Source organism: Candidatus Nitrosopumilus koreensis AR1 (assembly GCF_000299365.1).
Lineage (GTDB): Archaea > Thermoproteota > Nitrososphaeria > Nitrososphaerales > Nitrosopumilaceae > Nitrosopumilus > Nitrosopumilus koreensis.
In genome coordinates, this window is the sequence record NC_018655.1 from 794,168 (window position 1) to 809,511 (window position 15,344).

Sequence of the window (15,344 nt, forward strand, 5' to 3'; positions counted from 1 at the left end):
AAAATCTAACTTACATTTTATGATGATGCAGACTCGTTAATTTTCTTATTTAAAACGGAATTGATGGTATCTATTTTTTGTTTTAATTCATCAGAAGGGTTTTCTGAATGTTGATTGCTAAGATCAATTTGCAGTTTTGTTAATTCCTCTGTAGACATTTGATCAAATTCAGAATCTGCCGATTTTATTTCATCTGAATATGTTACTTCTTTTTCATTTGTTGATTCCTCTGTTTGTTCTTTTACATCTTCAGAAATTGACTCTAATTCTGAAGAGTGTTCTGTTTGTTCAGAAAGATCCATTGTTTTGCTAATCTCATATGGTGGACATGGGATTTTCATGCTCTTAGTTAGCATGAACAACACAGGGTATAATTCCTGATAAGACATGCGTAAAATTTGAGGGATGTTTTGTTCATCTTTTTGATATAATGATTCTAATTCTGAAGAATTTCCGTTAACGTCAATTTTTCCTTCCAAGCTTAGACGAATCCCTTTAGGTGCAGAGCTAAAGGTATAGCCATATTGTAATTGACAAGAGTTTTCAGCACTGGAAACCTCGTTTAATGACACATCAATGTCATATTTTTTAAAATCTGTTTTCTCTTTGACATTATTATTTACATTGAATGATTCAATGTCCAAATTGAACTGCATTTGAAAGTAGAATCAAAAATTGTGTATTAACAAAGTGTCTGTCATTTCAAGTTACATCATTTCGAATATGAGCAATAATAATGATTTAAAAATAATGCAAATAGAGGATTTTGCCCAAAAGAACACTGTAAAGAAGAAAAATTTTAATTTAAATTTTACAATTTCAAAAGCTCCCAAAAAAGCCAAGAAATTAGATTTACATCAAGATATTTCAAATTATCTGGACAAAAATCAGTATTCATTTAGTGAAGATATGCAAGAGATGATTCCAAAAGACACTCCTCCATATTTGGATAATGGGGAAAAGTATGTAGAAAGAATTGCAAGAGCTTTAAAGTTTTTTAAACAATGTTCTTTGATTGGCCCCAGCGGAACTGGAAAAACACACATTGTTTATTTGGTTGCTGAATTAGCAGGTCTGCCATTATGGGAAATTAATTGTGGATTACAAACATCTGTTTTTGATCTTTTTGGAAGATATGTAGGATTGGGAAAAGAGAACTGGATTGATGGATTGATTGTAAACTGGTGTAGAGATGGAGGAATATTGTATCTTGATGAGGCAAACATGATGAAACAAGATGTTGCAACACGATTAAACCCTATTCTTGATCAGAGAGGACATCTTGTGTTAACAGAAAAAGATAATGAACTTATCCATAGACACGAACATGCATATCTGATAATCAGCATGAATCCTTTTTCATCAGAATTTGCAGGAACAAAGCCACTCAATGCTGCAATGAGAAGAAGGATGAGCGTTTGGTTAAATTTTGATTACATGAGTGTGGGAGATAAAATTGATGAAAAAGAAATTGATCTTGTATGTCACAGAGCAAAAGTAAACAGAGACGATGCAGAAAAAATTGTCAAGATAGGTGCAAAACTAAGGCAAGAATATCAACAAGGTGATCTTCCATATGGTCCATCAGTTGGAGATTTGGCAAATTGGGCAAAAATTGTTGCAGATGGAACAACGGTGGAAATTGCAGCAGAAGAGACAATCATAGCATTAACTGCAGATGATTTTGAGGTTCAAGAAGAAGTTCGTGCAATTGTAAAACGAGTTTGCGGAGGAGATAAGTTTGAAAGAAAATTTGTATGATCTATCTGCAAACATCATCTATGAAGTAGCAGACAAAGAAAAAACAAGCATTGAAGTAACAATGCCTGAAAAATTATCTTTTTTAGAACTAAAGTACGGAAAACCCACACAAATATCCCTTCCAAAACCAAAAAAAAGTGATGAAAAATGTCTCTATCAAGGCATTCTGTTTGATAGTATAGATGACTCGTATTCTACAGTGTGGTCTTTGTTTTTAGCATCATTGTATCACTCTGGAGGCCATGCTGCAGTTTCAGATTATTCAGTATATCAAAAATGGTATCAGAGAAAATCCCCAATCTTAGCATCTCAAGCAATTAAATTTGTGGAAGACATCAGAGTTCAGGAATATCTAAAAACCAGATATTCAAATCCTTTAAAAAATATTGAAATGATTAAATTTTCTTGTGAATTGTTGTACAACAAATTTTTGAAAAACATCCTAGAGTCAAATGAAAAAAATAGAACACAGCATGCATTTAGAAATAAAATAGAACACTTCAGAAATGAAGTAAAAGAATCTATAACAAATAATGACACTCCTGAAAACAGGATTAAACTTGCAGATGAAATTTACAAAAACAGATATGCTTTAGGAATGTGGGAATATCCATTTTGCGACAACATCAAACCAACAAACTTTACAAAATATTTGAAATATTTGAAATTAAATCCTACTGGAGAATTCAGACACTATGCTAACGAATTAGGCAATATGTGGATAGACGAAATTAAAAAAGAAGAAAAAATGATGGAAAAATACAAAAAATATTCTGAAGGATTACGTTTTGACAAAATCAAACTAGCACCAGAAAATCTTGGAAAATTTTTTCAGTTGAGAGTAGATAGTACAAATTTTATTAAAAAAATTAGAAGTCAAGTATCGAATGTAACAAACTCCATGGAAGATCCAAATACTGAAGATTATGGTTACATTGAAATGCAAAAAGCAGTTCAGGCAGTTGCAAGTGAAAGTCAAGGAATTTCTTATTTTGAGCAAGATCAAGAACTTCGTTATGAGGAAAGCTGGGCAATAGTTATGGATACTAGTGCAAGTATGAAAATTCAGTTTCAGGATTTACAGAAATTTTTGATGTGTATTGCAGAAGCTGCAGACAAAATAAACTACAAGGGAGGAAAATGGTCCATACATGGTTTTAGCAATGATTTTGTGCTGATTAAAGATTTCAAAGAAAAGTATGATGACAGAATCAAGGCCAGGATAGGAGGAATGAACAGTTCAGGATTATCATTTGTTCCAGATGCCATGAAATTGGCAACAAGAATGCTAGAAGACGACATCAATGAACGCAGATACTTGTTCCTAATTACCGATGGATACATGATGGGGTATCATGAAATTGACGAAGAGTTTCAATCTGCTATTAATCTGGCCTCCAAGGCAGGCGTAAATGTAATAGCAATAGGCGTACCTGATGGAATGTCAAAATATTTCACAGTTAGTTTCCCTCATACTGAGATTAGAAAGACAGTTGCAAACTTTGTTCGCGCCTATACATCTGTGGCACAACAATACATGTAATTTCGAATTATTACATACTCTTTTAGATATTCTACAAAATAACCATATTTTTTAATGAAAATGACCCCTCTACGAAATAATCGCAGAGCAATCAGTACAGTACTTACAACCATCATCATCTTGGTGGCTTCTGTTGTACTTGGTTCAGGTGTAGTTGTTTACGGCACATCACTTTTCCAAGGCGGTACACAACAAGAAGCAATTTCAGTCCAAGGTGTCCAGTTGTGGGTTAATGCTACTGATTCAAACGGCGTTGCATGGGGTGCTGCTGCTGTAAGAAACAGTGGTGACAAAATCTTGTCTACAGACAAGATAGAAGTCAGAGGTACTAACGTTCCATTCTCAGCCTGGTATGTAGACACAGATCCAGACAGAGTAACGGTAGATAACTTCCAGGCACAATTCATTTCAACCGGAACTGTTTCAGGTCAAATGCAATCTACAGGTTCAACATGTGCATCTGCAGATCTTGAAATTGATCTGGATGATGCAGGTGCATTACCAGCATTATGTATGACCAAACAATCAGGTCCTGTTGGTTTGAATCCAGGTGACAGAATGATCATCTACTTCAAAGTTCCAGATGGAACTCTATCATCACTTGATGCAGGAGCAACATCTAGCTTGAATATCTTCGCCGGAAAAACTGGTGCACCACAAAGTGTAACCATCGCAAATACTTAGGATTCGGTGTTTTTTTAATGAATCCATTTTTTCCTTTTTCTTTAGGTGAAGTAAATGAAGGATAAAACAAAGTCTGTAGAAACTTTTCTTAAAAGTGAGTTTTTTGATCCAAATCAAAAACAAGCTTCATCAGAATTAAAGATTATAAAAAATTATGAACTGAATGCACCATACAGTTATGCAAATATTTTGTATAATGAAAAAAATTCCAGTTATGAATACCAAATTGATGAGATTAAATTAAATCATGAAGAGCAAGAAATTTTTAACAAATTATACCAATTATTAGAGGAAAGCATAGACTCTGTAAAAAATGCAAAAGGAGATAATTTTGAAAGTTTTCTAAATACCATAATTGATGAAAATAAAAAATTATTTGAAAGATATCCTGTAGCAAGTTTGGAGAAAGTAAAATATTATCTTAGACGAGACATCTCAGGATTTGGAATCATTGATGGATTGATGTGGGATCCTAATATTGAGGATATCAGTTGTGCTGGAATCAATACTCCAATTTACATTTGGCACAGACAATACGACAGCATCCCAACAAATATTCAATTTGAACCAAGTAATCTAAACAATTTTGTGTCTAGAATTGTATTTCGTGCAGGAAAACATGTTAGTTCTGCACATCCAATCACAGATTTAGCATTAGAAGGCAATCACAGAATCTCAGTTCTGTATCAAAAAGAGGTAACACCAAAAGGTACCAGTTTCACTATTAGAAAATTCAAAGAAGATCCATACACAATTGTTGATTTGATAGACTTTGAGACAATGGATACGTCAATGGCGGCATATCTATGGTTGTTAATGGAGGCAAAGATGTCCATAATGGTGATTGGTTCAACAGGTAGTGGAAAAACTACCATTCTTAATGCAATAACTGGGTTGGTCAATCCAGATTACAAGATATTTTCAGTTGAAGATGTATCTGAAATTAACATAAAACATGAGAACTGGTTTAGTCTGATTTCAAGACCGGGTTTTGGAACACAAGGAGAGGGCGAAATTGGACTGTATGATTTGATAAAATCAGGAGTAAGACACAGACCAGATTACATTATAGTAGGAGAGATTAGAGGCTCTGAAGCTTATGTGATGTTTCAAGCAATGGCAACAGGTCATGGAGGATTGTGTACAATGCATGCAGATAGTTTGATTTCTGCAACAAAAAGACTTCAACAAAAACCAATGGAGATTCCACCATCATACATGACTTTGATGAACTGTGCAATTGTGATTAAACGAGTAAAAGACAATGAGACAAATCAAAGTACAAGAAAGATAGTTTCGATTGAAGAGATTAAAGACAGTAATTCATTTAATTCTGTTTTCAAATGGAATGCAAAAAACAAAACATTTGATTCAGAGATTGAAAAAAGCGAGATGGTAAAAAGAATTGCAGAGTCACAAGGTCAAGCAGTTAATGAGTTAATTGATGAATACAAAAAAAGAGTTTCAATTCTAAAATATCTCAAAGATCATAATATTCGAGACTATAAAGAGACAAGTGATTTTATTGGAAGATATTATAGAAACCCAAATGAAATTCTAGAAAAAATTCATTATGAGGTGTAAAAACTGCTTTCACTGAAAGACAGTCAAAAGAAAATCGACAAAAAGGAAAAAACAAAACTAGAAAGAGAAATTCCTTATTTTATCACATTTGTTACATTATTAGCAACAAGTGGATTTGGACCATACACAATATTTGAAAAGATAAAAAATTTTGATATTTTGCCACATACACAGACTCAAGCAAAAAGAATACTGAAAAGAATAGAGATTTTGGGCATGGATCCAATATCGGCCATAACTCAAGCAAAAGACAAGACATCATCAAAGACAATGTCAGATTTTCTTGGAGGTTATGTTTCAGCAATAGAGGGAGGAGGAGATGTAGTAAATTATCTAAAAAGCAAGATGAATGGAGCATTTGACTCCTATGCTGAAACAGAAAAACAAAAGATCAGCAAAGTAAAGGCACTTGTAGAGTCATACATGACAATACAAATAGTAATTTTAGCAGTATACATTATATTTTCAGCAGTTGGTTCAGGTACAGACCCAACAGCATTAGCTCAGAATTCAGGTGACAACTCACAACTATTGTTGATTGTAATTCCGCCAATAATATCCGCAGCATTTATCTTTCTTGCAAGTAAAACAAATTCTTCATTCTTACCAGAAATGCCAGTAAAACAAATTGCAATGTACACAATTCCAATATGCAGTATTGGTTTTACAATTACATTATTGGGAATCATCAAAGAGTACAATGCATTTATCATGATGTTTTCTCTAGTGGCTGCAGCAGTATTTCCTGCAATGAAATTTAAAAGAACATATCAACGATCAATTGATGCTGAAAATGCTACTCCAAGAATAATGAGAGATATTGCTGAGTCAAGAAAAGCAGGAACTAGTCCAGAAAAATGTGTAATCCGGGCATGTAAAAGTAAAGATTACAAATTATTTACATCAACATCCAATACAATAGGAAGTAAATTGGAATGGGGCATACCATTTGATGATATTTTTAATTCATTGAAAAAAGAGATTAAAGATTTTCAAGTCTTGATTAATTTTAAGATCTTGTTTGAAATCATTTCAGGAGGAGGAGGAAACATCCATACACTGATATCTCTTGCAGATATTTCAGAAAAAATCCACAGCATTGAGAAAACAAAACGCAGTTTACTTAAACCATACATAATGATTGGATTCATTTTGATGGGCATGACAGGATTAACAACATTACTGGTAATTGATTCACTTGCAAGCATAGGAATTCAGTCTGAAACAGATTCTGAAAGGATTGCATTAATGGAGAAAAATTCACAAGAAAGTTTTGAAATGTATTCAATTGTCATTCTGATTCAAGGATGGTTAGCAGGCATATTCTTAGGAAAAGTAGTCACAGGCACATATTCAGGAGGATTCCAATACTCAATAATTTTGGTGTTGATTGCGTTTGGAAGCATCATGCTTATTCAGAGTTCAATTGTAAGCATTGGCGCCCTGTTCTAGTATGTATTGTTTAGAGTCATACTGCTCGATATATCCAATTTGAGCCCAAAATCAACACATTGAAGACTGTCTTAGTGATACTTTTAGTTCTAGTTGTGGTTGGAGGAGGAGTACCAATAGATGCCCAATCCAATTTTGGAGTACAGAATCCATTTGATAAACAACCTGACTTGGAATTTGGATATCAATTACATCCACAAAAATTCTTGGAAAATACAGAAGGCATAATCAACATACATGCATTAAACAATGAAAACATTTTACCAGTTGAGATAAACGGATTAAAAGTATCTAGTTCAGACAACACAATAGTAGCAATTACAGGAATCAGTAATGCAGAAAACTATTCGACAGAAATCAAAATATTGGCAAAAGAACCAGGTTTTGCAAACATATCTCTTGCAGCACCAGGATTCAAATCACAAGAAATTCCAATAGTTATCTACAACAACAACAATCATCCAACCCAAATATTACTAAAAACAACTCCAAATGATTTTCCAGTAGATGGCCCAAAATTTGGATATATCGGAATTGAGCTTGCAACTACAGGCAATTTACCCGTAATTGCAACAGAAGACACCATTGTAAAAATTTCCACTCCAAATACAAATGTGATAAAATTACAAGAGTCAGAGATTACAATACCAAAAGGAGAATATTATACACTGACAAAATTCAACATAAAAGAATCAGGAGATGCAATTATATTTGCAGAAACAGAAGGGATGAAAAAAGTTAGCCAATTCATCCATGTCAGGGAAGCAAAAACACCGTTACAATTACAACTATATGTTTTTCCAAAAAATTTCAATAGCTTTTCATCACAAACAGGCTATGCAATTGTTCAATTACAAGATGCTGAAGGAATACCTGTAAAAGCAGACAAGAATATTAATTTGAAAATAGGAGTAGAAAACCCAGATTCAGGAATTAATACCAGTCATGATTTTGAAGAATTTTTGTTTGCGTCAAATGAATTAGAGATAAAAGAAGGAAGTTATTCCACATTTAGTAGTTTTTCAATAAGACCAAATGTTGCAGATTTTACAGATGAATTTGTGCAATCATACAATTTTTACATTATAGCAGATGATCATATCGCAAAAGGGGATTCTATTACAGTTACACATGATGAAATAGGAGCCATAGAAGGAAAGGGTCCAGCAATAACACAAACACTCCCATTTTTAACAACAGGTGAAAAAGAGCTTGTAGGAGTAACATATTTTGAAACAGAAGTTGAGGTTTCAAGACAGTTAGGAACAAGTACATTAGGCAAGACAGATAGAGAAACAGTTACAGTTTCAGTACCCGTAGTAGCAAGTGAAGATCTTTTTGTCAATGTTGCATCATCAAACTTGAAAACGGTGGATGCAGAAAATGCGTTTATTCCAAAGGGGAAAAATACTGGTTTGATTTTTGGAAATACTGGAACAATGATTCCAGATGAAGGAGAATCTCTTGAATTCTATATTACTGATAACAAGAAATCTTCAACAGTTGCAGGAGAACCAAACGGTCCATTGGAAGATGATCTTTCGTTAATTGTAGAGCCACTTATTCCAAAGATTCTTGCATATTCACAATTTCCAATAATTGGGTATCTGTTAGAAAGTCCTGAAGAGGATGAGGAAGTTACAACTGCAGATGATGAGGAAGAAGAGGAAGACGGACGAATAGGAGTTACTCATTTTATCAAAGATTCAGTCATGACATTTAGTGCTAATGAGAATTTTGAGATTCCACCAGAAGTGATAACACAAAATCAAGAGTATGCTGTAATTTTTGGTCAATCAAATAAGATAGGTACTAGCAGCATGACAGTTCAAGCCACAGGTATGGAAACAGGATTAAGTTTAGAGAGTCACACTACAGATCCAACCAACATAGAGTTATCCGTATCTAAGAACATCCTTCCCATGACCAAAAACTTGGCATCAATCCAGCTTTTAGACTCTGTTGGGAATCCTGCATATGCTAAAAACCAAATCACATTAGAGATCGTATCAAATAATCAATATTCTTTGAAATTACCTGAGAATATAGTAATTGAAAAAGGGGAATATTTCAAATCATTTGAGATAGAATCATTTTCAGAAGGCACTACAGAAATCACTATGTTAGCAGAAGACTTGCCAATGCATAATTTTGAATTAACTGTTAATGGATTTCATCCCGAAATATCACTAGTTGCGCCTAACTCAATTGATCAAGGTACACAAATAACTGCAGAGTTGTTATTAGATTATCCAACATCAACATTATCTGTAGAAAATTTTGATGTAAATTGGAATGTTATTGGCGGAAAAATAATTGAACAAGAAACCACAACAGATAGTGACGGAAAAGCTAGAATCACAATAGATGAAATCAAATCAGAGAGTCTAGAGATTTATGCATCAGTTGAAGGATTAGGATTTACAAATCTAGAAATAAATAAAACAATCAAAGTTATTCCTGCTCCCATCACAGATGCAGTAACTGAAGAAACAAATAATGAAATATTTACTGAAAATAATTTCATATTGTTTGCAATTCCAGGTGCAGCAGGAGCTGCATTCTTTTATCTAAGAAAAACAAATCGCTTAGAAGAGATCACAGAAAGATTTAACATATCTGAGAAAATTGAAGAGATAAAAGAAAGAGTTTCAAGCATTAGAGAAAGGTAATTGAATCATTTGCTTGAATTTTGACATATGATGTGGAAAATGTTCTTTGGTTCTAGAATGTCTGGCAAGCATCACCAAAGAGATGAATCCTTCTGCAAACAAAGCAGTTCCTTCAATAGGCGAGACATGAATCAAACCAAAATTTTGCACCAGAACAGTTCCAATAATTATAACAAGCACAACAGAATAGTAAATTGCGTATTTTTCAGTATCAGGATTATGGAATATCTTAAAAATTTTCATAAGGTGAATTTTATTGGAAGATATTAAAATTTTGAGAGTGATAGAAAATTTGCATGCAAACAGTGAAAAATTTTTAATTTTTATAGAATATACGTGAAAACTCCCAATAATTTGAAGGTGATTTAGATATGGAAACAATTCCAGAGATTTTTTTGATAAGAATCGGTCTGGCATTAGGAATGCTTGCCATAGGAGGATTTTTTGATATTTGGAAAAGAGAAGTGCATGATTATCTTTGGATTGTTTTCGGAGTAGCAGGAGCAATATTACTAATTTTTGAACCAAATCAAACAGATATAATTTACTCAACACTATTTGCGTTGATCATTGCGCCAATTTCTATACTAATTTGGAGAATGGGATTATTTGGCGGAGCAGATGCTTTTGCATTAATTGCACTAGCAGTAATAGCGCCACAAATTACAATTAGTGGAAATATTGTTACACCATTTACGACGTTATCAAATGCTGCAGTATTATTCATAGTTCCATTATTAGTAAATGCATTGAGAAATACAATTTCAAAAATTAGAGGAGAGAATATTTTTGAAGGATTTGATGAAACATTACCCAGAAAAATTCTAGCATCATTCTTAGGATATAGAGCAAAAAATCCAAAATATTGTTTTTCAATTGAGAAAAATGAAGGATCTGTTAAAAAAATAGCATTTTCATTTCACCATGCAGACAATGAAGAATTTTCAGAAAAACCAAACACATGGGTTACCCCTGGAATCCCATATCTGTTATTAATTATTGGAGGTTTCTTGATTCAATTAGGATATGGAGACATAATTCTAATCGGTATGGGTATGGGGCCATAATTTTTCATATAATGTATCTGTAATGTGATAATACAGACACGGGCTTAAGACCACCATTCTGTATTAAAAAAATATGACAATGGAAGAGGCATTATTAGAAGGATATGTGTTTGATGCAAGACATGCAGAATCAATAGACAAGATCAATAAAATTTTCTCTCAATATGGATTAACGCCAAATCAATCTAAAGTATATCTTCATTTAACAAAGGCAGGAGAAAAAACAGCCTCAGAAATATGTAAAAGTTTGAAAATTCCCAGAACAGAAACATATCATCTGTTAAATTCATTAGAGCAAAAAGGAATAATCTATTCAATTTTTGGGAAACCCTCAAAATTCAATTCCATTCCAATAAACGATGCAATGAATATTCTGATAGATAATGAAAAGAAAAGAATTTCAGAATTAGAATCAAAAAAGAAAACAATCATATCATTATGGCAAACACTTCCAGAATTTCATAGTGAAAAAGCAGAATTGTCTGAGAACAGATTCCAAAGTCTACAAGGACGAAATTCAATTTTAGTAAAAATAGAACAGATGACAAAAACAGCAACAAAGTCAATACATGTTTTGGGAACAGAAGCTAATTTTATAAAATTTTACCATACAGATTTTGTAGATTACCTAAAAAACACCAAAGCAGAATTAGGAATAGTTACAACATTTTCTGAAAAAGGAAATTATGTTTTTGAGGGAATTAATTTAGAACATATAAAAAAATTAGAGGATAGTCATCAAGACAATTTCTCATTTATCATAAAAGATGAATCAGAAGTATTGTTTTTTGTAAATAACTTAGATGTTGAATTTATGGCAATGTGGACGGATTCAAAATCTTTTGTATCAACATTAGAATCCCTGTTCAAATTGATTTGGAGAAAATCAGGACATGTTTTAGAAAAAGAAGATGAGGAATTTGATGAAAAGGAATACGAACACAGACTAAGAGAGATAGAACAAGAAAAAATCATTCTAAACTATATCCACAAAAACATTCTTGCAAAAAAGAGGAGAACATAATGAGCGACATAATAACTGCAAAAAAAGAACTTAGTATACTAATAATTGATGACAATGAGCAGATTACAAAAATGATATCAACATTTTTGAGTCTAAATAGTCACAAATGCACAATTGCAAATCATGCACAAGATGGGCTAGAATATATCATCAAAAACGACTATGATGCAGTCATACTTGATCTCACCATGCCAGACATGGATGGATACGACATATTAGAAAAAATCAAAGAGTCAGACATACGACACAAAGTAATTGTTTTGACAGCATCAAATGTATCTCAAGAAAACATCAAAAAGATAAAACAGACAGGAACAAAAATTATTTTACAAAAACCAGTTGATATTGATACCCTATTAGAAAAAATTTACCAAATTGTAGACGTGTAAGGGATACAACATGTTGAAAATTAAACATGTATTGTTTTTGATGTTTGGGGTAACAAGCTTCATAATTTTCTACATGGGTTTTTTGAACTACATTACAACATCAGATCAGTTAATGGGAACAATAATGTTAGTATTTTCAGGAATTGTGTCCATAGGTGTATTAATTGGAACATTTTATGTGTCAAGAAAGATAACAAAGCCAATAGAAATAGTCATTGAAAAAATGAATGAATTTTCATCAACAAACAAAGTAGATGAAAGTTTTATGTCTCATAATGGAATAAAAGAATTACATTTTCTTCATGATAATTTTAAAAACATGACAGGAATGGTATCAGACACAATAAAGAAAGAAAGGAAATTGAACAAACAACTACAAGAGATGGACAAACGCAAAGTGGAATTCATGTCCATGGTTTCACATGAATTAAAAACACCAATAATGCCAATTTTAGGATATGTTCAATTATTAAAAAAAGAAGAGCTGTTGGGAAAATTAAATTCGCAACAACTAGATGCGGTTAATGAAATTGATCTTGCAATTACACGGTTACAAAAACTTGTTCAAGATGTCTTAACTGTTCAAAAAATAGATTTAGAAAAACTCATCATTACAAATACTCTGATAGATTCAGAGAAAATAGTCAATACTGTTTATAACGCATTTTTGCCAATATGCAACATTAGAGGGATCAGACTGGAGAAAAGTATTTCCCAAAATCATAGATTATTCTCAGATCCAGATAGAATCAATCAGGTATTTTCTAACCTAATATCAAACGCCATGGAATTTCTTCCCAAAGACAATGCACATATAGAAATCGGAGCACGTGATGAAAATAACAAAGTATTGTTTTTTGTAAAAGATAATGGCATGGGAATTTCCAAAGAAGAACAAAAAAATATTTTCAAAAAATTTTATCAAATAGATGCGACATCAAAGAGAAAAAAAGAAGGAAGCGGTTTAGGGCTAGCTATATGTGAAGGGATCGTGAAAAAGCTAGGTGGAAAAATTGGAGTAAAAAGTGACATTGAAAAAGGAACTATGTTTTACTTTACATTGCCAAAAGAAGAGATTCCACTACAAAATTTCTAATTTTAATAAAACTTACTATGTTTAAACATGGAAAAATCGTACGCGTGTTTTAAATGAAAAAATGATAATTCATCATTGTTGAGAAAACCAGTAAACATTGCAATCATGTTAGTGCTTTTTTCAATAATCACTGCCTTAAACATTGATCAATCTTTTGCAGATTCAATTGACAATTTGGCAGATTTTGTCGATCCAAACAAAGATCCTCAATATTATTTGGATAGATATTACAATGAACCAAAATACAAATCATGGTTTGACAAAAACTACCCTGATATTACCATAGAAGCTGCAGTAGGAATAAACAATGAAGAAAACACAATAGATTCAATTTTAGAAAAAAAGATAATTCAGGAAGCTGATGCAGCCCTAGTTCATCAAGATACAACACAAAAAAATAATTCAGAGACTGCACAAATGATTCTTGCAATAGGAGGATTAGGAATACTTTTTGGAGCAGTATATGGAGTAAAGAAAAAAGTCAACGACAATACAAGACAGATTTCTATCAACAAAGAAACCATAAAAAACAGAATCATAAAACCAATTACAAGATCAAACCCACTTGAAATAATTCAAATTAGATTGGCAAAAGGGGAAATAACAATAGAAGAGTTTGAAAGATTAGAGAGTAAACTGAGTAAAAATACTAGGTAGTTATTCCCAAATGTTTCTTTGAAGATTCTCCAATCTTGCCACTTTTAAGAGATTCAAAGAATGTTTCAATCATTTTAATTCCTGAAACTATCTTAGGGGCATTATTTTCTACAAATGTTATTTTTTCAGAGGGAGTTTTTGGTTTTTGTTCTTGATAATTTTTGTATACTTTGGTACCATCATAATCTACATATGCAATTCTAGCACTGAAATCTGTTCTCTCTAAAACTAAACTATCGCCACCAACTATGGCTGTGTGATAAGGATGAACTATTAGTGATTCTGAAAGTTTTTGAGAAGTGTTAATTTTTGCAGCATCTAAATCAGGAGCATAGTAATTAAAATCAGCTAAGAGATAAAATGTTGCATCAGGTTTGGTTGCTTTTACACCATGAATTGCAGATAATGCATCATATGAATACTCTCCCATAATTTTATGAATATTTCGAGTAATCTCAAAATACTCATTCATCTCATCACTAATTTCAAATCCAGAAATTGCTGCATTTTGTATTGGTGTAGATACAGCAGTAAACTCTGTTGCAAGAATTTTTTTAAATTGGATTTTAAGATCAATGGCATGTTGTGGAAAAATAACATAACCCAAACGATATCCGCCAGCTGCATGTGATTTAGATAACCCATTTGTCACAAATGTTCCTTCAGGATAGATTTTTCCCATACTAACAAATTTTGAAAAATCATAAGTTGTTTGGGCGTAGATCTCATCAGAAATTACGCAAATATTTTGCTCTCTGCACACATCAGCAATTTCTTCTAATTCTAATTTGTCATATAATAGACCTGTAGGGTTGTTGGGGTTGTTTAAAATCAGAATTTTTTGTCTATCTTGTAATCTAAGGGCAAGTTTTCTTAAATCACTTGGAGAAATTTTTCTATTAGCACGAGTTGGAAGCATATGATAATTTTTCTTCAAGAAACGAATTTGCGGCAAATACCCCAGCCATGCAGGGGTTGGCAGAATAACAGTTCCATGCAATATTTCTAATAAATTAAAAATCAGTTCTTTTGTACCAGGGCCAATGTAAATTCTCTGAGGGTCAACATCCATTCCAAAATAATGTTTGTTGTATTTTGAAATAGCATTACGTAATTCAGGTAAACCTGACACAGCAGCATATGCACCTTTAGATGCACTAGCAATCAAAGCATCTTGTATTTTTTGAGGTACTGGGAAAGGAGATTGGCCAAAAGCAAAACCGTAATATCCAAAACTGCATTCAGGATGAGGGCAATTTGAGTGAAATTCTTGTAAAAATGTATTTAATTTGAGATTTTCAGGCATCTCAATGTCTTCAACTTGTTGGTCAACAATGAATTTCATTACTATTAGTTATTTTGAAGGGATTAAGACATTATGCGTAAAATAGAGGATATCAAAAAGTGAGATTTTA

The 15,344-nt window shown here is 32.5% G+C and carries 14 protein-coding genes; 11 read left to right on the forward strand and 3 right to left on the reverse strand.

Going from position 1 to position 15,344, the window contains the following annotated elements; genetic code table 11:
- Positions 1–17: 17 nt before the first annotated feature.
- Positions 18–644 (reverse strand): hypothetical protein, encoded by a 627-nt coding sequence (locus NKOR_RS04765; protein WP_016939374.1) that lies wholly within the window; start codon positions 642–644, stop codon positions 18–20.
- Between the two features lie 106 nt (positions 645–750).
- On the opposite strand from NKOR_RS04765, the gene NKOR_RS04770 reads away from it, so the two are divergent.
- The 6 genes from NKOR_RS04770 (at position 751) to NKOR_RS04795 (ending at position 9,696) form a co-directional block, all read left to right on the forward strand.
- Entirely contained in the window at positions 751–1,761 is a 1,011-nt protein-coding gene (locus tag NKOR_RS04770) for an AAA family ATPase (protein WP_014963235.1), read from the forward strand.
- Positions 1,742–3,304, forward strand: coding sequence for a vWA domain-containing protein (locus tag NKOR_RS04775; RefSeq protein ID WP_014963236.1), 1,563 nt, complete (start codon positions 1,742–1,744; stop codon positions 3,302–3,304). The genes NKOR_RS04770 and NKOR_RS04775 overlap by 20 nt, the downstream gene beginning before the upstream one ends.
- A gap of 60 nt (positions 3,305–3,364) precedes the next feature.
- Positions 3,365–3,988: a hypothetical protein gene (locus tag NKOR_RS04780; RefSeq protein WP_232202961.1), complete on the forward strand. Its 624-nt coding sequence runs from the start codon at positions 3,365–3,367 to the stop codon at positions 3,986–3,988.
- 54 nt (positions 3,989–4,042) lie between these two features.
- Positions 4,043–5,572 (forward strand): type II/IV secretion system ATPase subunit, encoded by a 1,530-nt coding sequence (locus NKOR_RS04785; protein ID WP_014963238.1) that lies wholly within the window; start codon positions 4,043–4,045, stop codon positions 5,570–5,572.
- A 33-nt stretch (positions 5,573–5,605) separates the two neighbouring features.
- Entirely contained in the window at positions 5,606–7,024 is a 1,419-nt protein-coding gene (locus NKOR_RS04790) for a type II secretion system F family protein (protein WP_187146204.1), read from the forward strand.
- A gap of 74 nt (positions 7,025–7,098) precedes the next feature.
- On the forward strand, positions 7,099–9,696 hold the full coding sequence (locus NKOR_RS04795; RefSeq protein ID WP_232202962.1) for an Ig-like domain-containing protein: 2,598 nt from the start codon (positions 7,099–7,101) through the stop codon (positions 9,694–9,696).
- Here NKOR_RS04795 and NKOR_RS04800 read toward each other — a convergent pair.
- Positions 9,676–9,939, reverse strand: a complete 264-nt coding sequence (locus NKOR_RS04800) for a hypothetical protein (protein ID WP_016939376.1) — start codon at positions 9,937–9,939, stop codon at positions 9,676–9,678. The genes NKOR_RS04795 and NKOR_RS04800 overlap by 21 nt on opposite strands.
- Before the next feature lie 128 nt (positions 9,940–10,067).
- On the opposite strand from NKOR_RS04800, the gene NKOR_RS04805 reads away from it, so the two are divergent.
- The 5 genes from NKOR_RS04805 to NKOR_RS04825 all read left to right on the forward strand — a co-directional run bounded on the left by NKOR_RS04805 (position 10,068) and on the right by NKOR_RS04825 (position 13,929).
- Positions 10,068–10,763, forward strand: coding sequence for a peptidase (locus NKOR_RS04805; RefSeq protein ID WP_014963242.1), 696 nt, complete (start codon positions 10,068–10,070; stop codon positions 10,761–10,763).
- A 73-nt stretch (positions 10,764–10,836) separates the two neighbouring features.
- A complete protein-coding gene (locus NKOR_RS04810; RefSeq protein ID WP_014963243.1) occupies positions 10,837–11,787 on the forward strand; it encodes a TrmB family transcriptional regulator in 951 nt (316 codons plus the stop codon).
- On the forward strand, positions 11,787–12,176 hold the full coding sequence (locus NKOR_RS04815) for a response regulator (protein WP_014963244.1): 390 nt from the start codon (positions 11,787–11,789) through the stop codon (positions 12,174–12,176). The genes NKOR_RS04810 and NKOR_RS04815 overlap by 1 nt, the downstream gene beginning before the upstream one ends.
- Positions 12,177–12,186: 10 nt before the next feature.
- Positions 12,187–13,272, forward strand: coding sequence for a sensor histidine kinase (locus tag NKOR_RS04820; RefSeq protein ID WP_016939919.1), 1,086 nt, complete (start codon positions 12,187–12,189; stop codon positions 13,270–13,272).
- A 78-nt stretch (positions 13,273–13,350) separates the two neighbouring features.
- Complete coding sequence (locus tag NKOR_RS04825; protein ID WP_014963246.1) at positions 13,351–13,929, forward strand: SHOCT domain-containing protein; 579 nt, start codon at positions 13,351–13,353, stop codon at positions 13,927–13,929.
- Here the strand turns inward: NKOR_RS04825 and NKOR_RS04830 are convergent.
- Positions 13,922–15,274, reverse strand: coding sequence for a pyridoxal phosphate-dependent aminotransferase (locus tag NKOR_RS04830; protein ID WP_014963247.1), 1,353 nt, complete (start codon positions 15,272–15,274; stop codon positions 13,922–13,924). The genes NKOR_RS04825 and NKOR_RS04830 overlap by 8 nt on opposite strands.
- Between the last annotated feature and the right edge of the window lie 70 nt (positions 15,275–15,344).